Genomic DNA, 26,328 nt, shown 5'->3' with positions numbered 1-26,328 from the left:
TGATAAAACATTCTTATGGAAGTTGGGCATTGTCCCAATATTGATACTGTTTGGAGGTGGCAACTTGAAAAAAATCATGAGCTAACTTCGCTGAATGAGGTAGAAGCATTTCTGGAGAAGAATAAATTATGTATGATATACGTATCAAGACCAGAGTGTTCGGTGTGTCATGCTCTTATACCTAAGTTGAATTATCCGCATATCCATTTTGGTCACATCAATGCGAATCAAGTTGAAGCAGTTGCGGCAAAGTTTTTAATTTTTACTGTCCCAACCATTCTGTTGACCATGGATCAAAAAGAGTATATTCGAGCGAATCAATTTGTCCGTTTTGATCAATTAAAGACACAAATTGATCGAGTATACCAATTTGCTATGTTAGATGAAGGGATAAAATAATGATCAGCAGTGCTTACAGGCGATATTTGCATCTGTATTAATAAAGTAAGAAAAGGTAAAGTGAAGGCACAAACCCGCAACAAATGCTGATGTCGGCGGCAGTTATACCATGACATTGACTTTTATGTTCGAGCAGGCTCAGGTGCCTGTAGCCAGATTGATTATGGATACAGAAGGTCCGGTATCGAACGACTCCTTTTATACATAAAAAGAAAATATTACTTCGTTGTACTGTAGAAGTGGGGATTTGCCGATCTTAAACAAATCTTAACAATGCAGAAGTATGATAAGGGTTGGCATATGGTAAGCATGTTAAGTCGATGAAACAGCCGTGCTTTAATAAAACAGACTCTTCCAGATACGCCGGTGGATACAGCCCAAGCAGAAGCTGTATACCAAAGCAACTGCTTGGTTTGCCATGGCGATGAGTTTCAGGGGCGTAGCGATTCGGAGCTAACGATAGTAGGCGCGAAGATGACGAGAGAAGCTATCTATAAGAAAATAATCAAAGGTGGGGGAGGCATGCCTTCATTTGAAAAAACATTGCCAGGAGACGTTATTGTTAATTTGATGAATTGGCTTGCTACGTTCCAATAGTAGGATTCCGAGGGAGGAGAAGCATGAAGAATAGAAGTGGAAATCGCTTCTACAGTGTCTTGTCTGTTGTATTGCTCCTTTTGGGAGTAGGAATACTTGCATATAAACCAATTATGGACTACTGGGTCACTCCCAAACATTTGGAAAAACTGTATCAAACCGGGCTGGGCGTTGAAGGCATCCAGCGAAATATGGAGAGCTTGAATGTGCAGAATAAGCAAAAGCAAGCAGGGGCTTTTGATTTCTCGGCAGTGGAGAATCTGGGATTTATAGACAAAAAGGCAACGATTCAAACTGAAAATGTGGTAGGCGGGATCTACATTCCCAGCGTAGATATCAATTTGCCGATATTATATGGAGCAACCAATGAGAACTTAAAAGCGGCAAGCGCAACCATGAAGCCTGATCAAGCGATGGGAGAAGGCAATTATGCTATTGCTGCTCATAATTCCCGAAATCCGGACGTTTTGTTTGGATCCTTAAAGTATGTGGAAGTGGGCGATGAGCTTTATATTACAAATAAAGACAAGGTATATAAGTACACGATGGTTCATCGTGAAATCGTGATGCCGGAGCGCGTGGATGTCATTGACGACGTAGAAGATCAAACACTATTAACTCTTGTCACTTGTTACAGTGCAGATGCCTCGGATCGTTTGATCGTAACGGGTGAACTTACGGAAGTTGTTGATTATTCCGAAGCAGACAGCTTCATTAATGATGCGTTTGAGCCATTATAGAAAGGAAGAAGGGGAATCTGATGAAAACGAGTCCACCACAAAACTATCAAAATCATAAAAAAATTACTCCACTGCAACAGTATATTTTAATGCCGCTGGCGCTGGTTATACTGATTCTTGCTATTGTGAATATTATTTTGAGTAAGGGGAGCTTACCTTCATTTCTGTTCTTGCTTACATCAATCGGTATACTTATTCTTGGAATGTTGGTGCGTATTTATGCGCTGAAGCTCCAGGACCGAATCATCTGGAATGAAGTGAATTTTAGACATATCCAATTAACGGGTGAGCCCCTTGATGCTAAATTGGAATTAGGTCAGGTGATTGCACTACGGTTCGCAGAAGATGACGAATTTCTTGCACTTTGCCAACGTGCTGTTGGAGAGGGCATGGCGCCTGATGCGATAAAACGTCAAATTACCCGGTGGCGTGCTGATCACTGGAGGGTTTGATGTAGAAAAAGCGGCAGAACTGAGGTGCTAGTGAATGGAGTTAAGAGGAAAAAACATTTTGCTCGTTGAGGATGATCAGAAGATACGGCAATTGCTCAAAATATATCTGGAAAAGTCAGGATTTGAGGTTATTGAAGCTGATGATGGTCAAGAAGGGCAGCTCAAGTTTGAAACGTATGACCCCTGTTTTGTAATTATGGATCTCATGATGCCGAAACAAACGGGCGAAGAATTATGCCGGCATATTCGCAGCGAATGCAAAAGTGATGTGCCGATCATGATGTTAACGGCCAAAGTGGATGAGCAAGATCGTATTAACGGTTTGCAACTCGGAGCAGATGACTATGTAACCAAACCATTCAGCCCGCAAGAGTTAGTTCTGCGTGTCGAGACGATTTTGAGAAGAACCGCAAATCGATGTAGTAAAATAAGTTATAGAGGGCTCACCGTTAAGCCACTTCGCGGGGAAGCCAAATGCAACGGTGTACTTCTGCCTTTAACCAAACATGAATTTCGTCTTCTTCATTTTCTAATGCAGCATCCTGGGCAGATTTTGAGTCGCGAGCAAATTTTGGAGAAACTTTATCCGAATAGCGAAAAGCTTGTCATTGAACGAACCATCGATGTTCATGTCAGCAAGCTTCGAGAGAAATTGGTTGAAGCAGGATGCTCTGCAGAATGCATTGAAACTGTCAGAGGTATGGGATATCGATTTGTTATATACTAATATATTTTTATTGAACTGCCCTTGGGCAGTTTTTTTGTTTAGGTAATATTTTTCTTGTTGCTTGTCTTTAAGGAATCTTAACAATGCAACGATACAGTATACAGAAAGGTGGCTGGCTTTTATGAAGAAATGGTTTGCTCTGATCACATTGACTGCGCTCATTGTTTGGGGCGTATATGATATCAGCAAAGAAAGTGCGATGCCGTGGCAGAAGAAGCGGACAGCACAAGCAGTAGAGGAAGATCAGCAAGAGGGAGTGAAAATCGGGTTGAACCAAGGGGAGCTGGCGCCTGATTTTACATTGTTGACTGCAGATGGTGAAGAACTGAAACTGTCTGATTATCGAGGGAAACGAGTAATGATGAACCTGTGGGCATCCTGGTGTCCGCCATGTATTGCCGAAATGCCGGACTTGCAGTCCTTCTTTTCGGCTCATAAAGATGAGGGAATTGAAGTGATTGGGATAAACTTGACCGAATCGGAGGCACATAAGGAAGGTATTTATCAATTTATTGACGATTTTGAATTGACGTTTCCCGTAGTTTTTGACGAAGCTTCTCAGGTAGCCGATTTGTATCAAGTCACCACAATTCCAACAACCTTTATTCTGAACTCAAAGGGGGAAATTGAGCAAAAGATTGTTGGTCCGCTGACGTATGAAATAATGGAGGAACTTATGCAGCAGGTTCCGTAGAGACGGGAAGACTGGAAGTAAGAAGTGTGAAAAAGGTGGCGGGTGATGTTGCTTTCAAAAATAAAGGGGCTGTGTATTTGGAGAAAAAGCATTGTTTGGAAAATTATGATGATCAATGGTATCGTGATCGGGATTGTCATATGGATGGTAGGAGTTTCGGTTAAAGATTTTGCTTGCCTTCTCGTTGAGCAGCATGGCTTTATTGAGCAGGAAAAACAACATTTTTTTAATCAAACGATGCATTTCTATTTGGTGCGTGCCAGTCTTATTGCACTATTGGTAGCGGCAGTCATTTATTACTTATTAATGCGAAAAATCCAGATTCCACTTCATCAATTGATGAAATCTACCCGGTTGATGAACGAGGGGAAATATCCAGACCCGCTTCCCGTTGCATCAGAAGATGAGACGGGACAACTGAGTCGTCATTTTAATCAAATGATCCTTACTCTTAGTCAATCTGAAGAAAGCAGAAAGCAAATGTTTAGCAACATTTCACATGAATTGCGCACTCCGTTGAGCAACCTGAATGGCTATCTGGAGGCGCTCAGTAATGGTGTTATTGAAGGGAATACTGAGCTTTATCGTTCATTGCATGATGAAGCGAAGCACCTGGCGAAGTTAGTGGAACAGTTGCATCAGCTTGCAGTCTGGGAAAATAGACGAATCGCACAACCACAATGGCAGAAGGCCGACTTGCATGCGATCATTCAAAACGTCTATCAAAGTTTTGAATTGGAGCTAAGAAATGCACAGATGAACGTTGTATTCGACGTCAGTCCGGCAGTGGTAGAAGGCGATGAAGTTGGGTTGAGGCAGGTCGTAACCAATCTACTGCAAAATGCGCTGCAATATGATCTGGGTGGATGGATACGAATTACAGGCACAAGAGAGGAGAAGGAATATCGTGTGACGATCACCAATGCTGGTCAAGCTATTCCTCCTGAAAAAATCCCTTTTGTGTTTGACCGTTTGTACCGCGTTGATTCAGCCAGACAACGTGATACGGGCGGCGCAGGGTTGGGACTTGCCATTGCAAAGGAAATTGTTCAACAACATGGGGGGCAAATAGGATTAACGCCGAATGGCGACGAGTATGCCTTCTGGTTTACCATTCCCCTCTCCCTAGTTCGATAAGCTGCGAATAAGGATGTTTTTCCTCTCAACTTTGAATCGAAAAGCTACTTGACTAATGATGTTCCAAGCTGAGGAACGGAGGCATGGAAATTTAGTCTCATCCTTTTTGATCCGCTTTCCGTCATTGAGCAACCGATGTCACTGATTTACTTTGATGGGGGAGATCGAGGAGTTGGACTGGCTTGCATTTATTTTGTCCAGGAAAACAGGGCGTTTACTATAGCTGGTTTCACCAAGAGACAGGTAATTTACATCATTATTTTTCTTCTCGCATTAGGATTCAGTACTAGATTAAGTCAGACAAAGAATAAGGAGGTTCAATGACATGGAAAATCCAACTATAGTGATTGCACTCATAGCCGGTATTCTTTCGTTTCTTTCGCCATGTATTTTTCCATTAATTCCGGCATATGTTTCTCATTTAACGGGTTCCCTTGTGCAAGACAATAAAATCAATGCTGAGAAAAAAATGTTAATATTCCGCTCCATCAATTTTATTCTGGGATTCAGTGTCGTATTTGTTGCCATGGGAGCGTCCGCCAGCTTTATTGGCCAGTTTTTTGCTGGTAATCGCATGCTGATTGAGAAAATAAGTGGCTTGCTTATTATTATTTTTGGCATGCAAATGGCTGGGATATTAACCTTACGTTTTCTCATGCTGGATAAGAAATGGGGAACTAACCAGACAAAGAAGGGAAATGCAGGTTCATTTCTTTTGGGATTGGCTTTTGGCTCGGGATGGACTCCTTGTGTGGGGTTAGCTTTGTCCTCTATATTATTGCTCGCTGGCTCGACGGAGACTTTATATAGCGGGATGTTTTTGTTGTTTGTGTATTCGATGGGACTAGGCGTTCCGTTTCTGATTATATCGGTCATGCTGACCTATTCATTAGGGATTTTAAAAAAAATCAATCGCTGGCTGCCTTTGTTATCCAGGATTAATGGCTGGATATTGATTGGTATGGGGCTGCTGGTCTTCACTGGACAGTTGCAAAAGATCAGTGCATGGTTGGCGCAGTTTACTCCCATTTCGTATTAAAAGAGGTGCGTGATATGTGGAAAATACAGTTAGAAGATGTTGATATCGGTATTCGGAAAGGGAATCTAGCGCCGAATTTTACATTGCTCGATTTGGAAGGAAATGAAGTCGAACTTTCTGATTTTATAGGCAAAATAGGAGGGAGATTTCCGGACAATATCAAGTATTTGCTTACCCGACCTCTTACATGATTGACTTCCAAGGAATAGTTCAACAAATCTATATGGGGGCTATTAATGAAGTCTCCATCGCTAATGTATATGCCAACATGACCAATCTCTGAACTTTTCCCAACGGAGAAAAATACAAGATCACCTTTTTGCAAGTTCGATTTAATTACGGCTGTTCCTGCGTTCTTTTGGAATCGGGTGCCCCATTTTAATTCAATTCCATTCATAGGTTGATACAGAACCAGAAGTTATTCGCTTAAGCCATTGTTGTTACCAATTTGGCAGTCAGGGTGATTCCGCTAAGCCGAGGACATGAAGATGGATGATTGCTCTCTTAAAGAACAAGGATATGAGTTTCTAGGTAGCGTCAAGAATTTTGTGTAAGGCGGTAGGAATATTATCTATATGATGAAAAGTGCAGGTAGTGTGAATGTTCTGAGGATTGTTGAGGGCATAGCCCAGCTTACACGATCTTCTCGGCCGCATCGATGTTAGTTAGACTGTTCATGGGCATCAACCGACGCATGCCATTCATTATGGATAGGCGTGCAAGCAAGAAAAGCTCTGTGACGATAGGGCGCTTATTTGCGTAATGGCCATTTATCGCCTTGGCAGGTTACAGATGGGGCAGTGCCTTTGGCGGTAACTTCGATCATTTTTTTGTCGTCGTAGAAGATGAGGCAGGTAATGAAACTAGCCGAAGCGGATGCTGTCGCTGAAATTTCAGCGGACTTGAAGTTGAATGGTTTACTATAGTCAACAGGGAGCTCAAGGGTATAGGGAAGTGCTATGTCGGCTTCTTCCCGCGAGTCAGTGCCGTCTTGCGTTGTCAATTTGACGGAGACACTGTCTGCAGTAGGTGCATCGCTCTCAATGACGTACTTCACGATGCCGCTTTTGGTAGCGGAGTCGTTCTTGGCACCCGGCCAGCTGCTGCATCCAAGTAGAGAAATTGCCATCATAATAGTGACACCCCACCTTGCTGCATACCAAAACATATGCATACTTATACTCGCTGAGTTTTTCATGAAATCTGTCCTTTCAGGAAAGAATCGGCTAGTCGATCATTTTTCGCGACCACTAGCGTCTAAAATTGATTTGCCAAAATAAACGTGTTGTTCGGAACAATCATTTATGGCCGTTTCGTTTCTCTTTAGAACGAAGATACATACCGTAAATTACAAATCCTGCCCCGAAGATGAGCAGGAAGCGTCCCGTCCCTGGAAGGTCTGATAGGATGAAAAAGTTGCTTTCATTTTTCGGTACGAATTGGAGTATCGTACCAGTGATGAGAAAGATTATGCCCCAAATAAATTCAACACTGCTTTTATTCATTGCAGCTTCTCCCTACTTAATAAATTGTGATGTATTAATCTGAAGTGTCATTAGTCATTTTCAGTCATTAGTTTTATGCTAGACAGGTGCTTTTTTGGGCCAAATAAAATAGGCGATGGTAATTAACAGATCGATGCCCAATATTCGAGACCACCAATGGATCGTACTCGTTAGTGCTTCGGTTCGTGCTGGATTCTGAACGATGTAAATGAGTCCGAACAGACAGCCTATACCAATTGCGTAGGCAAGAACATGTTTGAGCCAGCTTTTTAAATAATGTCTTGCATATTTATAGCCATAACATTTGAGCGGTTTATCTCCCTGCTTGACGATATAGTAGCGGAATCGTTCATCTGCCCATGCAATTATGCTTTTTCCAAAAACGATGGATACACCGATATACACGCCAGAAAGCGCATGCGCGGATGTCGCAGTAGCACCACGATAAAGATCAAGCCCTGTAATGATAAGTAAGATTAAATCAATTATCGGAGTAAGCGCCAGCAGAAGGAAGCCTAATCTCTCCTTGCGCAGCAGGTACCGTGCTATAAAACCTAAAATGATGACAACCCAAAAAGCAACCTCGCATGCGACAATCATCCAAGCAACAAAATTCATAAAGCACCCCCGTATAATACACTTGTATTATTTGAATTGAGAAAAAGTATATCATCTGCACTCAGATAATACAAGTGTATTATTTCGTTGTGCGTCAAGGGAACCTTTGCTACAATGGGGACATGACAAAAATTGTAGATCATGATCAAAGAAGATTACTAATTGCCGAGGCTGCTTTACGTGTCATAAGACAGATGGGCATGAAAGGAGCGACCGTTAGAAATATTGCCCGGGAGTCGGGATTGTCGCTTGGTGCGTTGCGCCATTATTTCTCGACTCAGGATGACCTGATTGACTTCTCCATGAGGTTGGTGAAAGAGCGAGCGACAGCCCGTATTAATAAACTGATCGACTTAGACATACCACTGTTTCCAAAGGTACTACGGATATTGCTGGAGCTTTTGCCTACAGATGATAACAAGCTGGCAGAAATGGAGGTGTGGTTTGCATACACCGCTCACTATAGAAGCAGTGGCACTGCATTTGACGCGGAGCACGATGGCGTGCTGGATCTAGTGGAGCGAATGCTTCACAGCATGAAAGAGTCAGGAGTACTGCGGCCTGAACTTGACTGTGCACTGGAGATAGAACGGTTATACGCTTTTATTGATGGCATAGCACTGCACGCATTTCTTGATACGAAGCGGGTAAATTATGAACAAATCACAAATTTGCTTACCTATCATATGAAATCTATCTGTACGGAAGAATCCTTTTCCTAATTGAAAACGACACCTGCACAAAAATACATTAACGTACGGATATTAAAAAGATGCCGCATAATCGAGAGCCCTGCAAAAGCCTTGGTTTTCTGAATTGGAAAAACGAATAGCAAGAAACGGAAAAAGCAGCTTATCCCCATCTGAGGGCGGGCTGCTTTTGCTCTATTAGTTTCACCATCCGTTTTACGTTCACAACGAAGGCGGTGACATCACAAGTTCTGTGAGAGGCCCATGTAATTGCGCATGGGCCTACTCGATCAATATGAACAAGCGACTAGCTCTGAATTAAAAGTTAAAGACCGTGCTCCAATCATAGTCTCCAGATGCTTCAACACTCTTGGGCCAGTTAGCACACCAATTCGGGACAATAGGATGTTCTACTCGGTCAAAACTTGGGGTATAGGGCTTGATATCAATAACCGGAGTTCCGTCTTCTGCATCAATATAAGCCAGACCTATGATTCCGTTATCAACATCCAGATAAGTGATGCAGGCACATGTTAGGGCGATCGGATTTGGACGTTCCGGAGAACGTGTCGCAAAAGTGCCTAATGTATCCGGAGATTTTGTGTAAGGGCTTTTCTCTACAAGCTTTGAACGAGACTCCTCAGTATCGCTATGATGAAACCACCAAAGGACGTTAATATAAACGAAGCCTTCCAGGTTGGTAAGGGCCGGGATAAACTCTTTTTCCAGCTCGATACGCACTCCGCTCCCGTCTGAACGCAGTTTACCGATTGACTTTACCGTGAAAATTCCCATAAATTAATCTCCTATTCGATTTATTTACGGCGCCGTTACATTCAGTATACCGATGCATTTTAATACTACAAGCCTTTAAGATGCTGTAACATATATGTCAATATTCATGGTCACCGTTCCGGTTTATCTGCCGGCCTGCCTTTAATATTTGGAGCAGGAATGAATGGCTTGACTTTGACGTCGTGTCGTACTTTATCATCTGAGTAAGTAAGGAGATCAGGCATGAGCAATTTAAAGACAATAACACAAGTTACAAAATCAATCGGTATTTCAACGCCTATGTTGCGCTATTACGATAAGGTTGGACTGGTGTTTGGTGAGGACTAAAACATAACCTATCTTTTCCGCAAGTAAAATCAAGTAGTGCGATTTCCATTACTCTATAATGACTATAGGATGGTTGAAACGAGGTGAACAGACGAATGTACGAGTGGCATAAGCAAATTCAAGTAATCGTTGATGAAATTGACGAATGTATTAAACACCGTAACGGTGAAGCCATAACGCTGAGGTTTCTTTCTCGCAAGTTGGGTTATTCCGAATTTCATACTACGAGAAAATTTAAGGAAATATCGGGTATGCAATTTAGGGATTATCTGCGGCATAGAAAATTAGCCTTTGCACTAAAAGAGGTTAGGGATAGTGAAAAAAGCATTTTGGATATTGCTTTTGATTATGGTTTTTCATCACATGAAGCTTTTACCAGAGCTTTCAAAGGAACATATGGTGTAACTCCAAGTGAATACCGAAAAAAGCCTAAGCCTGTCGTTCTTCGTACAAAAATAAACCCTTTCGACCGCTACTTTTTAGGATTGGGGGAAATTGGTATGATGAAATCTACAGATGATGTTAAAATTTATTTTGTAACCATTCCCGCACACAAATTTTTGCACATTAAAAATTATGAGAGCAATGGGTATTGGGACTTTTGGCAAAAGCAAAGTCTTATTCCGGGACAGGACTACGAAACAATTTGCGGATTACTCGATAGTATCAAGGGCAAATTAGATGACGATGGTGGGAGCGAACCTAACTGCGGAAGCGGTCAGATTATGGCGTACATTAACGACCCGGACGGTAGGCTCTGCGACTGGGGTATTCCGCGTACAGAGTGTTGGGGTGTACGACTTCCTTTTGATTATAAAGGCGAAGTACCACCACAAATGCTTATAATTGATGTTCCCGAAGCCGAGTATATTGTTTTTGAACATGGGCCATTTGATTATGAGCAGGAAAATCGTAGTGTGGAGGAAAAGATTGAAAAGGCAATGGCAACTTTTGATTTTGCAGGCACTGGTTACTGTTTTGATACTTCCCCCGGTAGAATAATTTACTTTTATTTTAATCCGGAACGGTTTTTTAAGTATATCAGACCAGTGCGGAAGTCATAATCAATAAACAGCACCTGTCCAATGCGATAGGTGCTTTACTACATATGATAACATCCTGACACCGCTGCAACTGTGGTTGCTTATCAATATGAGGGATATGAGCTGGAAAGCAAAGTTTCACAAATGATAGTTAAGTTCGCATTAGAACATAACCAAGTAATCGGAAATCTGCTGTTCGCAACTTTGAATTGGCAGAAAGCAAACATTAGGTGATAAAAGTCATGGCGTTCATCCGTTAAAATATATTGTATACTTCAAACCGTGAGGTGAAGAAATCGTGACAGACAAAAAAATCATAGTACAATTTACGCTGCTGACATTTTGCATAGCCTATCTTGTGTCAGGTGCTTTGATTGCTCTTGGGCCATTCGGATATTCGGTTCACAATTGGGTTCACTCATTCCAGCAATTCATGATGAATATTCCTTTTGCAATCTATATTTTGTCGCCCGCTATTGCTTCGTATATCGTCCTGAAGAAAAATAATAAAATAGCAGATTTTATGGAATGGTTGAAAACTGTTTTTTACGCCAAAAATAACATATCTCTCTATTTGTTCGTGGTAGCAGGGCTTGCATTGTATTTTTTGATACATATTGCAGTTTCAGGCCGTACGGAAATGGTGCTTCCCTTTTATACGTTCTTCCTTTCTCTTCCTGGCAATCTTATTATCGGTGGCTTGGAGGAAGCGGGCTGGATGTACATATTGCAGCCTAAACTCGACAAAAAATACGGCTTTGTTTTATCTTCTATTTTTACCGGGATTATTTGGATTGTATGGCATATCCCTCTTTTCTTCATTCCGGGGACGAATCACGGAGAGGGACTCATTAACTTTTGGATGTTTGCAGTTCAACTCATGGCGTTTCGGTTTTTCAACGGGGCAATCTACAAAATATCAGGAAAAGGCCGTGTGTTTATGTGTGTATTATTCCACACCATGTTCAATGCGGCATCCCCCATCTTTGGCACCATGACTATGACTTGGGCGGGAACCATTGCCGCAAATGCTGTGATTGTTCTTGTTTCAATTGTAACTGTTGTGATGTACGACAAAAAGCACAGGCGAATAGTATAAGCATAATGCGAGTTTGAATGACTTTCACAATTATCGTAATACCGCCAGTGTATCCGCCTTTTATGGTGGCTTCTTTTAAGAAAGAAGTGAACAGAAGGCTTAAGGGATGAAAGCTGCGCTATCATTTAGTGGTAAATCATCGATTCTTTCGATATTCAGTAGGAGTCATATTATATTTTTCACGGATCATTTTATAGATTATAACGGCGTTTTTATATCCTACTTGTTCAGCAATTTGTTCAATGGATAGATTCGTATATCGGATTAATGTCTCGATTTCCTCCATCCGTATATCTCTTACTATTTTCTGAAAACTTTCTCCGAATTCCTCAGAGATTAATCGGCTAAGGTAGCATTTATTATATGAAAATTCATTTGCCAATTGCTGGTTTGGGTGTTTCGAGTTGCTATTGCAATTCTGATTCCGTGGCCTGTCGAGCCAATCGCGTGGGTAGCATACCTGCAATTTGTTGGCGCAACAATCATCATGGTTTTATTGTTAATTCCGCTGCTTAAAGCAATCCAAATATATCGAAATAGATCGAACAGAACGGAGGAAGTTCGGAACATTTATGATGCTACCGCTGTTTATCACGATGGAAATTGGGTCATGTTAGAGGTTTCAGATGGTTATCTTGTAGACGACATTAAAAAAATGATATGGATTAAAAAGAAGCCGAACAAAAAGCAAAAATGAAAGGTGCGAAAAAGAAATATGGTGCATTTAGTATATTGCGATAATACAGGTAAAAAGGGAGAGCGAGTTTTAGATAAAATCTTATCTGGAACAAAAACAATGGTTGTAAGAGGTGCAGCTGGTCGTAAAATACCACATAGTCGAGTGTTTGAGGGCGAATCGATTTATTTTATGGAAAAGGGATCGGCACTTATCTCTGCCTTGGCTGCCGTGAAATCTGTTCAAAACTATGTGAAGCTGACAGAAGACGAAATTGAAAAAACACTAAACAGCAATCAGGAGAAGTTGAATTTGACTGAAAAACAAAAAGAACGCTGGCACAAAAAATGCCTATGTCTAGTTGAATTTGAAGGTGTTCAGAAAATTGAGCCGCTGCTTGCTTTTGATCATCAAGGAAATATGGACGATTGGCTGATTATAAATAAAATCGAAGATGTAGTTGTTGGTACAAGCATACCTTTCAACTATGAAAATTCAAAATTTTAGGACAGCCTGCCGCCATCTTAATTCAAAGGGGGAGAGGGAATGGAAAATGAAATATTTCTTTCTGTGGACAGGTTAAGCAAATCCTATGGAAACACACCAGTAGTGGATAAAGTAAGCTTTTCGGTGTATAAAGGAGAGGTTTTTGGATTGCTTGGCCCAAATGGCGCCGGCAAGACGACAACGATAAGTATGTTGTGCGGACTGTTGAAAGCGGATGCCGGAAACGTGGCCTTCGATGGAATTTCGATGTCGGCAAGCTATCGTCAGATTAAAGGGATGATCGGATTATGTCCCCAGGAAATTGTGATTTGGGAGAAACTGACCTGTTTCGAACAGCTGAAATTTTCCGGAGTGTCCTATGGATTATCTCCAAAAGAGGCTGGCAAAAGAGCCGAAAACCTTCTAGAAACCCTTGGGCTAACAGGTAAGAAGAATAAACTTGCAGGGACTCTTTCCGGAGGAATGCAAAGAAGGCTGAATATCGCGCTGGCTCTTGTCCATGATCCGAAGCTGATCATTCTGGACGAACCTCAGGCAGGGCTCGATCCGCAGAGCCGTGTACTTGTGCGCGACTTTATCAGACAACTGGCAGTCCAACAAAAAACCGTACTCCTTACGACGCATGACATGGATGAAGCCGATAGACTGTCAAACCGTGTAGCTATCATTGACCATGGGAAAATACTCCAGATCGACACGCCTGAAAGACTTAAAGAAAAATCAGGCATAGGAGATATTTTGCAGGTAAGACTCAGCGGAATACATAAGGATAAAACCGATAAACTACTGGAAGCATTTCCGCCCGTATTCGTTGAAAAAAAGATTGTAGACGGTCTCTTATTGCTTGGCGCAAGCAATGTGATTGAGCACATTCCAATCGTCAACAAGACGTTAAAAGCGTTTCATATACAGATGGATGATATGACGATACGCAAGCGGACGCTTGAAGATGCATTTATTTCTATGACAGGAAGGGGGCTTCGGGAATGAAGCTGATTGCGGCTGCATTAAAGTCTTGGAAGGAAAATATTCGGGATTGGAAAGTACTTGTGATGGTTTTGGTTTTTTCTCCGTTTTTTTTGCTGATCATGTACCTGTTTTATGGGGGAGAGCCGACCATATACAATATCGGAATTCTTAATCTCGATGGTGGCAAACCGGCGACTGAACTGGTTGAAATGATAAAAGAGAAGAAGGGACAGGATGGCAGCAATTTATTCAATTTAAGCCATACAACCGAGCTTCATGAATTGGAGGTACAAGTAAAAGAAAAAACAATCGATATTGGAATGGTTATTCCAAATGATTATTCAATCATTCATGCGGATGCGAAGGCAAAGAAAGCGATTGTACCGTCGGATGTCCATTTTTACGGGAGCATGAATAATTTACGATATCCAGTCGCGGCTGTCATGGTTGCTGATGAAATAAATAAACAAGGTGTAGAGGCCGCCAAAATTACGCTTCCGGCTTCGATATCCGAGACCTTTTTGGAAAAACAACTTCCCTTAAACGAGTTCGAGGGATACGTTCCGGGCCTATTCGCTTTGGCCATTTTAATGATTTTGTTTACTGCATCCGCGTCCATTGTGAAGGAGAACGATAAAAAAACACTGATCAGACTGAAACTAAGCCGTCTCGGAGCTTTTAATTTCCTTGCGGCTATTTGTATTGTGCAAGCCTTTATCGCTGTGGGTGCGCTTTTCCTTTCTTATTGGACTGCACTTGGGCTGGGCTATAGTCCGGCGGGAAATTTCGGGCCTGTTCTTCTGATTGGAATTATTTCCAGCCTTTCGATGTTGTCCGTAAGTCTGGTGGTGGCAAGCTTCCTGAATACGGTTTTTGATGTTTTAACCGTTGGCTGTTTTCCATTCTTTATACTCATGTTCTTTTCAGGCACTATGTTTCCGCTGCCGAAGTTGAATATGTTCTCGATCCTTGGGCATCCGCTGGGTATTACGGACATTTTGCCGCTTACGCATACTGTGAATGCCTTCAATAAAATTTTGAATTACGGGGCGGGATTAAACGAGATCCGATTTGATGTCTTTATGATTGTTGCACTTACACTGATTTATTTTTTAGCAGGATTAATTCTATATCAGAAGCGTAAGCTGTCCAAAGCGTAAATTTCGGACGGTACAGTATGGGAAAATCCCGACTATGAGGCATGGCATGAAAATTACAGTGGAAGGAAAGTATCTGTTAAGCTTTTAAGCAACTACTATCCATATGTTCAGATCATTGAATAGAGAGGTTTATCGGGAGGGATGGCATTGTATAAAAACGATATGGTGTGGAAAACCGTACAACATTATTTGCCGCGTCAATACCGCCTGGACGATGCCACTATGCCGGAAGAACACTTTCTTACCCTCAGTGATGGCAACCGAATTCATCTGGATGTTTATTCGCCACAGGGCGCAAAAGCAACCATTATTTTAAAATCTTGAGGTTGTGTTTTTTTCTTATATATTACAATATAATTACTGGGAAGCTAGCACTCACTAGCCTGAAATATGAAAGGGCAAAGAGGAATGAATCATACAAAACAAAAAATTATTGACGAAGCCTTATCGCTGTTCTCCGTACATGGTTTTAGTAATGTGTCTGTGAAAGAGATTGCACAGGCTGTAGGCATTCGCGACAGTTCAATTTATAAGCACTTTGCAAGTAAACGTGAAATATTTGATACAATCATCGACATTGCATCCTCTCAAACAAAGCTCATTTATGAACAAATTAAGATGCCGGATATAAATAATTTTGCACCTGAGTATATGAGCATGCCGATGGATCGATTAGAACAGCTATGCTTTGAAATCTTTATGTTTTATCTACAGAACGATATTGTTTCAAAATTCAGAAAAATGCTTACAATTGAGCAATATGGCAATACGCATGCGTCACATTTGTACCATAAGATTTTTATTCAAGAACCTTTGGCGCATGAAGCAGATTTATTCCAGAAGATGATAGATGCAGGGGTTTTTAAAGAAGGTGAGCCTGAAGAAATGGCTTTGCAATTTTATGGCCCTCTATTTCTCATGCTGTCTCGATACGACCACCAGTTACCAAGTGAAGAAGAAGTTAAAAAACTTATTAGAAGTCACATCAGAGCTTTCTCTTGGCAATATACAAAAAACGGGGAAATACTTTAATGAATTATTTCCGCAAGAAAAGGAAAAAAATGATGATCATTGTAATCGCTTGTATGCTATTGATTTCAGTATTGGGGATACAATACTTTCAACTGCAAAGAGCACTTATCGAAGCAGAAAAACGGCTTGCGAGTTATCAAAACGATATCGCTTGAGTACGGTGAAATGACCTATGTGGATGCAGGAAGCGGGCCGGCCGTTCTGGTTGCTCACGGTATGAGCGGCGGGTATGACCAAGGGTATGAAACCCTGAGGGGCAAGGAAGAACAATACCGTATTCTGGCTCCGTCACGCTTTGGATACTTAGGCAGCTCTGTGCCATGGGATACAAGCCCCAAAGCACAGGCAGCGGCATATGCGCAGTTTTTGGATAAGCTGGGGATTGAGCGTACTTACATATTAGGAACTTCTGCAGGCGGTACGGTAGCCATTCGATTCGCACTGGACTATCCAGAACGGACGCTTGGGTTGATTCTCTATTCTTCAGCGATGCCTTTCACAGAAAAGCCTGCTACGGTCAAGAATACCAAGGCCCTCCCGCTTTTCTGTGCAACGATTTTGCCATGTGGATGTTTCGTCCGTTGTTTGAGCCAATGATGGGTATGGATCCGGATACTATTTATCAAATACTGCCTGTTAGCAAACGGAGTTCGGGTATGCAAATTGATGCTTCTATTGTCAATCCGGATATGGGAAAAAATTATGAGCAATATCCTGTCGAGAATCTTCAAATCCCGACCTTAATTATAGGGGCAAAAGATGATAAACTATCGGACTTTTATGCGATGGAAAAGGCGGCTTCCCGTTTTCTGAACAGTACGCTGATTGGCTTCGATGATGGAGGTCATATGATGGTCGGTCATGGAGAAGAAATTGAAAAAGCGCTGGATGAGTTTATGAATAGCACAAATCAATAAATTAAGGCAGCTGATATTGATAATGTCCGTATTTTCGCAGAAGTAAGGAACATGAGGAGTGTCCACAATGAGATGCAACCTATCAAGACGTGTCAGTCCACATATCAATATCGAAGCCTCCGCTATACAGCCACATCGTTCAGAATTGGCGCAGTATGAAATCACGCCAAAAGGAATGCTCTAAATTCTTCATCAAGAGATCCCTTTGAAGTTTTGGACGCTATTTTTTATGAAACACTTGTACAGGAGGGAAATCTGTGCTAGAGAACTTCAATATGTGCATAATGCCTTTTTAACCTCCATGAAAACCGAAGAGGGTGTGCTGGGTGCGTGGTATGCAATGCAGTCATCCTTTGCTGGCCAGATAACAAAAACCGGAACGATTAGTGATGTTTAATCCCATGGCTGTTCGACCGGTATTCCTAAATTTTAGTCATTTCCTGAATTTATGGAGGAGATCATAAAGATCAAAATTTCGGAGGAATTAATCTTGCAACCAAGGATGTTGAGACGCTGATCCATTTTTACAAAGATATTTTGGAATTGCCAATAGTTAATGAGGGATATGGTAACCTCCATCGAAGATATAAGAAAAAGACCGGTGAAAGTTCATAATGAAATCGTTGCTGCATTGACAGAAAATGCAGGAGCTCAATTACGATTGTAAAAGGATCTTGCTCATTTCTCTCTATTAAAATAAAAAGTGAAGACCTGTGTGAACACGGCAAGATCCAGCCGAGGGAGATCCCCCAGGCTGGACTTTTGAGCTAGGGACTAAGGCTGCCAGTCGACTACGACGGTGCCGACACCGCTGACGGGCGCTGTATAGCTGTGGTTGGCGCCGCCTTCCCAAGTGACGGCTGTACCGTTCTTTTTGATAAATTTGAATTGCAGCTCTGTTCCGGCAGGCACGCTGACATCATAGTACCAGGACGGATAGGCGGCAATGATTTGATTAAAGAACGGGCCGATCGCCTTGTTCGGAGCCCAGTTGCCGAGCTCGGCAGTGTTGCCTGTCAGGTAGACATTTTCGCCGTATACGGTGCTAGCATTGTTCACGATAAAACGGACCGAGACCTGATCCCCCGTCAGCAGGCTGAAGCTGCTGTAGCTGTTGCTGTCTACGGAGGAGGCACTGCGAACCTTCACGTTATGAGAGCCGGGTGCAGCCGCCGGAACGATGACTTGAATCTGGGAATCCTCCCATTGGATGATCTGGCTGTCAGTGACCGCTGTTGTGCCGAAGAAGACGGTGCCCTTGACATCGCCAAAGCCGCGTCCGTCGATCGTCAGTGTTGTGCCGGCTTTCCCCAGATCCGGCCCGATATTGCCGATCATCGGAGCCGTCTCGTCAGCGGCATATTGCCATACGGCGGCAGCTCCGGCCGGCAGGTTAAAGGCTGTCACGGAGCCCGCGCCGCTAACCGTTATACCGCCGCCGTTGAGTAATCCTCCTAGCTCATCCACGTAGGTGCCGGCAGGGAGCGATGTCTGCAGGCCGGTAATCGATGCAGCGGCTGTCTCGCTGCGGTTAATGGCAACCAGCGCTGTGCTGCTGCCGAATTTCCGCTCGTAAATATAGACATCGTTATTGATCCAACGCTCCTGGGTATTGCCGTAAGCAATAGCCGGATTGGACTTGCGAAGCGGCGCCAGCTTGCCGATGACTTGATAGGCGGTGGAAGCCGTCGAGAAGCTGCTCATGAAGGCGCGGTTTGCCGGATCACCGTTGCCCGCCATGTATTGCTCCGTACCATAATAAATAGCTGGAACACCGCGCGAGGTAAGCGTAAAGGTCAGTGCCTGCTCCAGGCGGCGGTCATTGTTACCGAGCTTGAAGCGATCCATGTCATGATTGTCAATGAACGTGACCTGGTCTTGAATATGCGTGTATTCGGCTGCAGTTTCGGCCAGCATGCTGTTCAAACCGTACATATTGTCGGTGTTGTCGCGAAATACCTGACGTACCTTTTGCCCGAAACGGAAATCCAGCAAACTCATGCCCGATTCATTGGCGAAGCTGACGTTGCTCGGATCATTCTCGCCGACTCCGAGGAACCATTCGCCGTAGGTGAACACCGGCTTATATTCCGAAATGTAAGCCATCCAGTTCTTCTGCCAGCCTTGCGGCATATGCTTCACCGCATCTACCCGGATGCCGTCGATCCCCATATCCAGCCAGAGCTTGATCGCCTCCTTGAAGTAGGCGTCTGTCGTGTTGTTGTGGTGATTAATGTCGGCCAGATCAAACAGATTGCGATAAATGCCATCCTCCAGCGAGGAAAAATCAGTTCCCAGATTATGATGAAAAATACCGTTCGTATCTCCGGTGTAGCCAGCGATCAGGCTGCCATTATCGTACAGCCGCCCGTTTTCGGCTAAGGAGGGTTGTGTCTCAGAAGCCGGAGAAGTGTGATTCGGCGCAAAATCGATAATAATTTTGATATTATTGGCATGAGCGGTGTTGATTAGTTCCTGAAAATCGCTCATGCTGCCGAACGCCGGGTTTGTCCGCTTGAAATCGCGGGCCCAATAGCCGTGGTAGGACGTACTGTTTACGCCAGAGTAGTCGATGACGCTATATATATTTTCTACAGGCTGGGAAATCCACAGTGCGCTTATGCCCATCCCGGCAAAATAGCCATCGGTGATTTTATTTATGATTCCCCGCCAGTCTCCGCCGCAGTACAGCTTAAGATTCGTGCAGCCTGGAGAGAATGCTGCACCAGATGGATTGTTGGAGGCATCCCCGTCTGCAAATCGGTCGGTTACGATCTGATAGATGACATCGGTGGAGTACCCTTGCTTGTTCAGAACTGATGTATCGGGAGCAGCGTTTGCCGTAGGAACGGCAATAGACAGGCCGAGCCATGCTGTAAAGAGATAGATGGGAGTAAGAAGTGTGATAATTGATTTCTTAATCGTCCATTTCATTGATCAAACCGCCTTTCAAGCTTTTTATATTGTTTCTGCACGTGTACACTTCCCTAGACACCAAGCTAAGCGCTGAATGAAGTTAGTCTCCTCCTTTCCCGCTGCCTATGCAAATAACCCCGTAATCTTCACATGAAGATTACGGGGTTGTTCCTGATTCGGGACATGATCAGAAAAGCAGCGCCCTCAAATTGTAAATCGATACCTTTACCCCTGCAAGTTGCAGAATGCCAAACAAGGATGCGCTTTCATTCTAAATGACGAGTTTATTTTTGTCAAATACTAACAATAAAATAAATTGTTTACAGACTGCTGCACCGGGCCTGGGCTAGGGCGCTATGCGCGGATAGACGGATTGCTCCGGTGACGTTATCCGCATAAGCGTGCAGGATGGCGTATCCAAAGCCAGGGAGCACGACTTGGATCGTTTCCTCATCTGCCTTGATATCGGCGTCGCTGCCGGCATCCTGCCACAGCCCGTTCAGCTCGCCGCTCTGCACGATGACCGAGCATGTGCTCTCGTCATTGTTCAGCAGCAGCAGAAAGCGATCCCGCTCATCGCGCCGCTCGTAGGCGAGCAGCTGCGGTTGCCCGGCGGCCGCCAAAAAGTGAAGGCCGCTGCCGCGCAATGCAGGATGGGCCTTGCGCATGGCGATAAGGCGGCGGAAGAAGCCTAGCAGATCGTGGTCCTGCTTCGCGGGGTTCCACTCCATGCATTTGCGGTTGTAGGGGTCATGCTCGCCGTCGAGGCCGATCTCATCCCCGTAGTAGATGCAGGGCGCTCCCTGAAAGGTCAGCTGGAAAAGCACTGCCAGCTTCATCAGCCGCTTATTGCCGCCGCACAGCGTCAGCAGCCTGACGGTATCGTGGCTGCCCAGCAGGTTGAACGCCGCCTCGGTGACCTGCTGCGGGAAGCTGGCCAACTGGGCATTGATGCTCTGGGCAAACTGAATGGCATCGGTGCGTCTTCTGGCGAAGAAATCAAGCAAAATGTTGGTGAACGGGTAATTCATCACGGCGTCGAACTGGTCGCCCTGAAGCCACGGCATCGCATCATGCATAATTTCCCCGAGCAGGTAGGCGTCCGGGTTCATCTTCTTGATCTCGCGGCGGAACTCGCGCCAGAATTGTCGATCCACCTCGTTGGCCACGTCCAGCCGCCAGCCATCCAGTCCCAGCTCGCCAATCCAATATCGGCCGACCTCCAGCAGATAGGCCTTTACCTCCTCATTGCCCGTGTTCAGCTTCGGCATGATCGGCTCGAAGCCGAAGGTGGCATAGTTCGGGATGCCGTTCTCCACCATGAGCGGCCCCTCTTTGATATGGAACCAGTCGGCATAGCGGGAGGCGGAGCCGTTCTGCAGCACATCGACAAAGGGCGGAAACGTGTGCCCGCAATGGTTGAATACGCCGTCCAGCAGTACCCGAATGCCCCGGGCGTGACAGGCGTCGACCAGTTCCTTCAGCTTTTCGTTCGTGCCGAAATGCGGGTCGACAACCATATAATCGCTTGTGTCATATTTGTGATTGGTTGTCGCAGCGAACAACGGATTGAAATAAATCGCGTTGATTCCCAACTCAGCCAGATAGTCCAGATGGTCAAGCACCCCTTGCAGATCGCCGCCAAAAAAATTGGTCGGACTCGGCACGCCGCCCCATTCCAGTACACCCTCCGGGTCGATAGACGGGTCGCCCTTGGCGAAGCGCTCGGGGAAGATCTGGTAGAAGACCGCTTCCTTGACCCATTCCGGCGGAGAGTGAACATCCTCGGGGTTCAGATAAGGGAAATCGAACAGCCCCTCATACAGAATCGTCGGAGGCGTATCGAAGAAGCCCTTTTCCAGAAAATAGACAGCCTCGCCCGCTTCCTCATGGAGGGCGAAATAATACACGACCCGCCGAAACCGCGGCGAGATGGCGGCTTGCCAGTAATCGAACAGGCCGTCTGAAGCAAACCGTTCCATGGCAATGGATTCGTTGTACTTATCCCAGCTGTATTTGTCGCCACAAACCAGCTGCACTCGCGCCACATTGCCGCGCTTCGTGCGCAGACGGATATGCACTGTCGATTCGTTATAGGCATAGGACCAGTTCAGCCCGATGCGATGGTATACTGCTTCCAGCATAATCATTAATGATGGCCTCCTTCAGGCATGAGAACACAAAAAGGTCCAACCTCTGAATGGGACGAGGTTGAACCCGAAGTTTCATTGCCTTTAAATTTTCTCCATATTATCATACTGTTTCCATGCTGGCAACAGCATTATCGAGCAGGTGCAGTGGACAGGCATTTCCTATAAAAACATCGTATGAGCAAGAAAAAAGGAGAAAAAATGAGATTTTAGTATATAATACAGAAGAAAAAGAGAAATTTAATATAATTTTGTGATATTAACGCCAATTTTCATCAATTACTGTATTTGCAAACGTTTTCTCGTATAGTTTATGATTGGAGTGTCTTAATAGTTCTAGTGAAAATTATAACCGCTTGAGCAATTTAAAGGCGCTGCTACCCCAAGGGTACAACCTCGACAATCGTGCGATTTGTAGAGTGTTGTACTCTTTTTTTCGTAGTTACAAGAAGTTAGGGGGTAGAGGTATTTTTTGCAAATTGGGTATAACGTTTGCACAAAAGAAATTAGAAACTAAATCAAGAAAGGGTGGACTAGGTGAAGTTGAAACAAAAAGAGAAGTTGAGACAATGGGTTATCAGTCTGGTTAGTGTAGTGTTGGTTCTCAGTCTAACGGCATGCGGGGGCAATGGAGGCAATTCAAGCCCGAACAGCTCCCAGCCATCTAACACATCAGATGCGCCTCCTGCTTCTTCTGAAAACGGAGAGGCTAGCGAAGAGGAGTATTTACCTGAACCTGGGGCCAAGTTGACGGTGTGGGAAGCACAGGAGCAAATTGAGTATATGGAGAAAATCGCGGTTGAATTCGAGAAGCAGTATGGAGTGCCTGTCAAGCTGGAAGTCGTAGCCGGCGGGGATCAGGGCACCCGTCTAGCGACTGACGGACCGTCGAAGCTTGCAGCCGACGTCCTTACATTGCCTCATGATCAGATCGCCCAAGCGGTTAAAGCAGGACTTCTACTGCCTAACGACCTGTTCGAGGATGAGACACGCGCTGTAATGGAGGAGTCCGCAATCAAAGCGGTGACTTATGATGGAGTTTTATACGGCTATCCGAAATCAGTTGAGACATACGCCATGTACTATAACAAGGACATCTTCCCTGAAGCTCCGAAAACCTGGGACGAAATCGTAAGCTTCGCGGAGACTTATACGGACACTAAGCAAAATAAATACGCCATTATGTGGGAGTTCGTTGGATACTATACCTATCCATTTGTCAGCACGCTCGGAGGTTACTTCTTCGGTAATGATAACACCGATACGACCGATATCGGCTTGAATAACGAAGGAGCGGTTCAGGGCTTCGAGTTGCTGAAGAGCCTTAAAAAAATTCTGCCTATGAACGCGGGAGATGTGTCCTACGACGTGAAGACGCAATTGTTCCAGGAAGGCAAGCTGGCTTTGAATATCGACGGTCCTTGGTCCGTTGCGGCATTCAAGGACAAAGTCAACTTCGGAGTCGCTCCATTGCCAGCGATGTCGAACGGCGAAATATCGCACTCGTTCTCTGGTGTTAAAGCTTACTTCGTTAACTCTTACACTGACTATCCGATTGCTGCGCGTCTTTTCTCCAACTTCGCGGCTGATAAGGAGAACCAGTTGTTGAACTACCAGATGACGGGAGCCATTCCTGCAAACAAGGAAGCGGGAGAGGATCCGGAGATCAAGAATGATCCGATAATCAGCGGGTTCTTTGAGCAGTTCTCCCACTCTACGCCGATGCCGACCATCGGGGAAATTAATGCGGTATGGGATCCGCTTCAAGCGGCGTTCATAACAATTTGGGACGATCCGAAGGCCGACGTCAAGACCACACTGGATACGATGGTCGATACAATCAAGACAAATATTTCATCCAAGTAGCAGGTTAGCCGATCTTTCAACGATTTCACCCGATCGCCCGGCGGTCGGGTGAAGTCTGTAAAATCGCAAGAAAAGAGGTTGTTTAACGCATGCAGAGAAAGACAATAAGTACGACCCTGTCGGTTCTATTTATGGGTCTCGGACAATTGTACAACCGGCAATGGATGAAGGGGATTTTGTTCTTGGCGGCAGGCCTGACTGCAATATACTTATTTTCGGTGATTGGCCTTCCTTCTTACCTAAAGGGGCTTATTACATTGGGAGAGCAACCCAGTGGAATGGTGAAGGTAGGTAAAATTATGAAGATGGTCGAAGGCGACCACTCGATATTTCTTATGATTAAAGGGTTGATGGCGGCCTTATCTTTTTTGCTCGCCGCCGCGATATACGCTCTGAATATCAGGGATGCCTACAAAGTTGGAAAGGAAAGGGATGCGGGTATAGCCCCGAATAACTTCCGTCAGTCGCTGCAGCTTGTAAATCAGAAAAACTTCGCCTATCTCGTACTTGCGCTGCCCGTCGTCACGATATTGTTCTTGACGATCCTACCATTAATCTTCTCTATTTTGCTGGCCTTTACAAATTATGCAGATCCAATCCTCCCACCTGCCAATCTGATTGACTGGGTTGGCTTCAGCAATTTTGTCAAGCTGGTCAGCCTGAAGGTGTGGAGCAACACGTTCTTCGGTGTCCTGCTTTGGACTATGATATGGGCAATCCTCGCTACGGTGACGACTTATATCGGCGGCATCCTGATAGCGGTACTGATTCAACAGCCCCGCATTCGATTCAAGGTGTTCTGGCGTACGGTTATGATCATTCCGTTTGCCATTCCGAGCATGATCTCTCTTCTCGTGATGCGGAATATGTTTAACAACAAGTTTGGTCCGGTCAACGATATCATGCGTTGGATCGGCTTCGACGGAATACCGTGGCTTACAGATCCGATCTGGGCTAGGGTTACACTCGTTCTCGTCAATATGTGGATCGGTATCCCAGTAACGATGATACTGGCTATCGGGGTGCTGACAACGATTCCGAGGGATCTGTACGAAGCGGCTGAGGTTGACGGAGCGAATTCGTTCCAGAAATTCCGTTCCATTACGATGCCGATGGTGTTGTTCTCGACGGCGCCTATTCTAATTATGCAATTTGCCGGCAATATAAATAATTTCAACGTCGTTTATCTAATGACAGACGGGAACCCGGTCAATTCGAATTACCAATACGCCGGGCATACGGATTTGTTGGTGACCTGGCTTTACAAGCTGGCCTTGAATCAATCGCAATACAGCTTCGCGTCGGTTATCGGCATCATTATCTTCCTAATCATCGCTTCCTTGTCGATTATGAGCTACCGCCGCACCAGATCCTATAAAGAGGAGGATATGATAGCATGAACAGCCGATCTGCCCGGGTCAAGCTTGGCGTTAGCTATATGCTGCTTGTCATTTTAACCTGTGTAAGCTTGTTTCCCGCATTATGGATTATCATGTCTTCCTTAAAGGAAGGCAACAGTCTTTACAGTGATACGTTAATTCCTCGCACCTTTACGGTGGAACATTATCGGGATTTGTTCGAGAAGACCAAATACCCCCTGTGGTTCATGAATACGCTGAAGGTTGCAGTGCTGTCGACTCTTTTCGGAACGTTTCTGTTGCTGCTTACTTCGTACGCAATCTCAAGATTCCGCTTCGCGGGCCGTAAATTTGCCCTTAACACTTTGCTGGTGCTTCAGATGTTCCCAGGATTCATGGCAATGATCGCTATCTACGTTCTGCTGAATACGATGGGGTTGCTCAATTCGCACTGGGCGCTGATTCTGGTCTACAGCTCGGGTGCGATTATATCGAATGTATTCGTAGCCAAAGGTTTCTTTGATACGATTCCGAAAAGCTTGGAAGATGCGGCACGAATCGATGGGGCTAGCCATCTGAAGGTATTCTTTTTTATCATTATCCCGCTTGCTAAGCCCATGCTGACCTATGCTAGCCTCATGATCTTTAACGGCGCCTTCCTCGATTTTATCTTCGCAGATCTGGTGTTGAGGACAGAAGATCAGCGGACGTTGGCGGTCGGGCTATACAGAATGGTGAGTCAGCGGAATTCAACCGAATTTACGATGTTCGCTGCTGGAGCTGTTCTTGTCGCGCTGCCTATCACGATGCTGTTCCTACTGCTTCAGCGCAATCTGGTCGACGGGCTGACTGCAGGAGCTTCCAAAGGTTAGAGGCATTTGGAGAACATTAGGCAGCCGGATCTTTTCTTCCTCTT

At 44.5% G+C, this 26,328-nt stretch carries 30 protein-coding genes and 1 pseudogene; 23 read left to right on the top strand and 8 right to left on the bottom strand.

Annotation, left to right across the window (positions count from 1 at the left end):
• Positions 1-15: 15 nt before the first annotated feature.
• The 9 genes from ACE3MQ_RS16485 to ACE3MQ_RS16445 all read left to right on the top strand — a co-directional run bounded on the left by ACE3MQ_RS16485 (position 16) and on the right by ACE3MQ_RS16445 (position 5,976).
• Entirely contained in the window at positions 16-399 is a 384-nt protein-coding gene (locus ACE3MQ_RS16485; RefSeq protein ID WP_379394551.1) for a thioredoxin family protein, read from the top strand.
• Between the two features lie 366 nt (positions 400-765).
• Positions 766-996, top strand: coding sequence for a c-type cytochrome (locus ACE3MQ_RS16480; protein ID WP_379394549.1), 231 nt, complete (start codon positions 766-768; stop codon positions 994-996).
• A gap of 23 nt (positions 997-1,019) precedes the next feature.
• Positions 1,020-1,736, top strand: coding sequence for a class A sortase (locus ACE3MQ_RS16475; protein ID WP_379394547.1), 717 nt, complete (start codon positions 1,020-1,022; stop codon positions 1,734-1,736).
• A 20-nt stretch (positions 1,737-1,756) separates the two neighbouring features.
• Complete coding sequence (locus tag ACE3MQ_RS16470) at positions 1,757-2,188, top strand: DUF6526 family protein (protein WP_379394545.1); 432 nt, start codon at positions 1,757-1,759, stop codon at positions 2,186-2,188.
• A 34-nt stretch (positions 2,189-2,222) separates the two neighbouring features.
• A complete protein-coding gene (locus tag ACE3MQ_RS16465; protein WP_379394543.1) occupies positions 2,223-2,915 on the top strand; it encodes a response regulator transcription factor in 693 nt (230 codons plus the stop codon).
• Positions 2,916-3,036: 121 nt separating this feature from the next.
• Positions 3,037-3,609 (top strand): peroxiredoxin family protein, encoded by a 573-nt coding sequence (locus ACE3MQ_RS16460; RefSeq protein WP_379394540.1) that lies wholly within the window; start codon positions 3,037-3,039, stop codon positions 3,607-3,609.
• Between the two features lie 45 nt (positions 3,610-3,654).
• On the top strand, positions 3,655-4,746 hold the full coding sequence (locus ACE3MQ_RS16455; protein ID WP_379394538.1) for a sensor histidine kinase: 1,092 nt from the start codon (positions 3,655-3,657) through the stop codon (positions 4,744-4,746).
• Positions 4,747-5,071: 325 nt separating this feature from the next.
• A complete protein-coding gene (locus ACE3MQ_RS16450; protein ID WP_379394536.1) occupies positions 5,072-5,785 on the top strand; it encodes a cytochrome c biogenesis CcdA family protein in 714 nt (237 codons plus the stop codon).
• Between the two features lie 14 nt (positions 5,786-5,799).
• On the top strand, positions 5,800-5,976 hold the full coding sequence (locus ACE3MQ_RS16445) for a hypothetical protein (RefSeq protein ID WP_379394609.1): 177 nt from the start codon (positions 5,800-5,802) through the stop codon (positions 5,974-5,976).
• Between the two features lie 77 nt (positions 5,977-6,053).
• On the opposite strand, the pseudogene ACE3MQ_RS16440 reads toward ACE3MQ_RS16445, so the two are convergent.
• From ACE3MQ_RS16440 to ACE3MQ_RS16425, 4 genes and pseudogenes are all read right to left on the bottom strand, one after another.
• Positions 6,054-6,182, bottom strand: a pseudogene (locus tag ACE3MQ_RS16440) (NlpC/P60 family protein); the annotation flags it as partial.
• A gap of 354 nt (positions 6,183-6,536) precedes the next feature.
• On the bottom strand, positions 6,537-6,914 hold the full coding sequence (locus tag ACE3MQ_RS16435; protein ID WP_379394534.1) for a hypothetical protein: 378 nt from the start codon (positions 6,912-6,914) through the stop codon (positions 6,537-6,539).
• Positions 6,915-7,083: 169 nt separating this feature from the next.
• Complete coding sequence (locus tag ACE3MQ_RS16430; protein ID WP_379394532.1) at positions 7,084-7,290, bottom strand: hypothetical protein; 207 nt, start codon at positions 7,288-7,290, stop codon at positions 7,084-7,086.
• Between the two features lie 78 nt (positions 7,291-7,368).
• A complete protein-coding gene (locus ACE3MQ_RS16425; RefSeq protein ID WP_379394530.1) occupies positions 7,369-7,908 on the bottom strand; it encodes a hypothetical protein in 540 nt (179 codons plus the stop codon).
• A 122-nt stretch (positions 7,909-8,030) separates the two neighbouring features.
• On the opposite strand from ACE3MQ_RS16425, the gene ACE3MQ_RS16420 reads away from it, so the two are divergent.
• Complete coding sequence (locus tag ACE3MQ_RS16420; RefSeq protein WP_379394528.1) at positions 8,031-8,630, top strand: TetR/AcrR family transcriptional regulator; 600 nt, start codon at positions 8,031-8,033, stop codon at positions 8,628-8,630.
• A 285-nt stretch (positions 8,631-8,915) separates the two neighbouring features.
• Here the strand turns inward: ACE3MQ_RS16420 and ACE3MQ_RS16415 are convergent, their stop codons facing one another.
• On the bottom strand, positions 8,916-9,392 hold the full coding sequence (locus tag ACE3MQ_RS16415; RefSeq protein ID WP_379394526.1) for an SAM-dependent methyltransferase: 477 nt from the start codon (positions 9,390-9,392) through the stop codon (positions 8,916-8,918).
• 422 nt (positions 9,393-9,814) lie between these two features.
• On the opposite strand from ACE3MQ_RS16415, the gene ACE3MQ_RS16410 reads away from it, so the two are divergent.
• On the top strand, positions 9,815-10,783 hold the full coding sequence (locus ACE3MQ_RS16410) for a helix-turn-helix transcriptional regulator (RefSeq protein WP_379394524.1): 969 nt from the start codon (positions 9,815-9,817) through the stop codon (positions 10,781-10,783).
• A 277-nt stretch (positions 10,784-11,060) separates the two neighbouring features.
• On the top strand, positions 11,061-11,861 hold the full coding sequence (locus ACE3MQ_RS16405; RefSeq protein ID WP_379394522.1) for a CPBP family intramembrane glutamic endopeptidase: 801 nt from the start codon (positions 11,061-11,063) through the stop codon (positions 11,859-11,861).
• A 136-nt stretch (positions 11,862-11,997) separates the two neighbouring features.
• On the opposite strand, the gene ACE3MQ_RS16400 is transcribed toward ACE3MQ_RS16405, so the two are convergent.
• Entirely contained in the window at positions 11,998-12,243 is a 246-nt protein-coding gene (locus tag ACE3MQ_RS16400; protein ID WP_379394520.1) for a helix-turn-helix domain-containing protein, read from the bottom strand.
• Positions 12,244-12,348: 105 nt separating this feature from the next.
• Here ACE3MQ_RS16400 and ACE3MQ_RS16395 point away from each other — a divergent pair, with 105 nt between their 5' ends.
• The 8 genes from ACE3MQ_RS16395 to ACE3MQ_RS16360 all read left to right on the top strand — a co-directional run bounded on the left by ACE3MQ_RS16395 (position 12,349) and on the right by ACE3MQ_RS16360 (position 17,122).
• Entirely contained in the window at positions 12,349-12,558 is a 210-nt protein-coding gene (locus ACE3MQ_RS16395; protein ID WP_379394603.1) for a DUF3788 family protein, read from the top strand.
• Positions 12,559-12,576: 18 nt separating this feature from the next.
• Positions 12,577-13,044, top strand: a complete 468-nt coding sequence (locus tag ACE3MQ_RS16390; RefSeq protein WP_379394518.1) for a hypothetical protein — start codon at positions 12,577-12,579, stop codon at positions 13,042-13,044.
• 39 nt (positions 13,045-13,083) lie between these two features.
• A complete protein-coding gene (locus ACE3MQ_RS16385) occupies positions 13,084-14,034 on the top strand; it encodes an ABC transporter ATP-binding protein (protein WP_379394516.1) in 951 nt (316 codons plus the stop codon).
• The gene (locus ACE3MQ_RS16380) at positions 14,031-15,173 is read left to right on the top strand and encodes an ABC transporter permease (protein ID WP_379394514.1); all 1,143 of its coding nucleotides are present in this window, start codon (positions 14,031-14,033) and stop codon (positions 15,171-15,173) included. The genes ACE3MQ_RS16385 and ACE3MQ_RS16380 overlap by 4 nt, the downstream gene beginning before the upstream one ends.
• Positions 15,174-15,320: 147 nt before the next feature.
• Positions 15,321-15,497: a hypothetical protein gene (locus tag ACE3MQ_RS16375; RefSeq protein ID WP_379394512.1), complete on the top strand. Its 177-nt coding sequence runs from the start codon at positions 15,321-15,323 to the stop codon at positions 15,495-15,497.
• A gap of 84 nt (positions 15,498-15,581) precedes the next feature.
• Positions 15,582-16,205, top strand: coding sequence for a TetR/AcrR family transcriptional regulator (locus ACE3MQ_RS16370; RefSeq protein ID WP_379394510.1), 624 nt, complete (start codon positions 15,582-15,584; stop codon positions 16,203-16,205).
• Between the two features lie 126 nt (positions 16,206-16,331).
• Complete coding sequence (locus tag ACE3MQ_RS16365) at positions 16,332-16,802, top strand: alpha/beta fold hydrolase (RefSeq protein ID WP_379394508.1); 471 nt, start codon at positions 16,332-16,334, stop codon at positions 16,800-16,802.
• Positions 16,787-17,122, top strand: coding sequence for an alpha/beta fold hydrolase (locus ACE3MQ_RS16360; RefSeq protein WP_379394506.1), 336 nt, complete (start codon positions 16,787-16,789; stop codon positions 17,120-17,122). Before ACE3MQ_RS16365 ends, ACE3MQ_RS16360 begins: the two co-directional genes overlap by 16 nt.
• Before the next feature lie 774 nt (positions 17,123-17,896).
• On the opposite strand, the gene ACE3MQ_RS16355 is transcribed toward ACE3MQ_RS16360, so the two are convergent.
• Both ACE3MQ_RS16355 and ACE3MQ_RS16350 read right to left on the bottom strand, forming a co-directional pair.
• Complete coding sequence (locus ACE3MQ_RS16355) at positions 17,897-20,056, bottom strand: alpha-amylase family glycosyl hydrolase (RefSeq protein WP_379394504.1); 2,160 nt, start codon at positions 20,054-20,056, stop codon at positions 17,897-17,899.
• Positions 20,057-20,358: 302 nt separating this feature from the next.
• Positions 20,359-22,188 carry a glycoside hydrolase family 13 protein gene (locus ACE3MQ_RS16350; RefSeq protein ID WP_379394502.1) on the bottom strand — a complete coding sequence of 610 codons (1,830 nt, stop codon included), beginning with the start codon at positions 22,186-22,188 and terminating at the stop codon, positions 20,359-20,361.
• A gap of 537 nt (positions 22,189-22,725) precedes the next feature.
• Here ACE3MQ_RS16350 and ACE3MQ_RS16345 point away from each other — a divergent pair.
• The 3 genes from ACE3MQ_RS16345 (at position 22,726) to ACE3MQ_RS16335 (ending at position 26,284) form a co-directional block, all read left to right on the top strand.
• Positions 22,726-24,054, top strand: a complete 1,329-nt coding sequence (locus tag ACE3MQ_RS16345; RefSeq protein ID WP_379394500.1) for a sugar ABC transporter substrate-binding protein — start codon at positions 22,726-22,728, stop codon at positions 24,052-24,054.
• A gap of 89 nt (positions 24,055-24,143) precedes the next feature.
• On the top strand, positions 24,144-25,454 hold the full coding sequence (locus tag ACE3MQ_RS16340) for a carbohydrate ABC transporter permease (protein WP_379394498.1): 1,311 nt from the start codon (positions 24,144-24,146) through the stop codon (positions 25,452-25,454).
• Positions 25,451-26,284 carry a sugar ABC transporter permease gene (locus ACE3MQ_RS16335; RefSeq protein ID WP_379394496.1) on the top strand — a complete coding sequence of 278 codons (834 nt, stop codon included), beginning with the start codon at positions 25,451-25,453 and terminating at the stop codon, positions 26,282-26,284. The genes ACE3MQ_RS16340 and ACE3MQ_RS16335 overlap by 4 nt, the downstream gene beginning before the upstream one ends.
• The last annotated feature ends 44 nt before the right edge of the window (positions 26,285-26,328 follow it).

Origin of the sequence: Paenibacillus lentus, from assembly GCF_042714055.1 — a bacterium.
Lineage (GTDB): Bacteria > Bacillota > Bacilli > Paenibacillales > Paenibacillaceae > Fontibacillus > Fontibacillus lentus_A.
The sequence above is the reverse complement of the archived record's forward strand: the minus strand, read 5'-3'. Positions and strand labels throughout refer to the sequence as shown.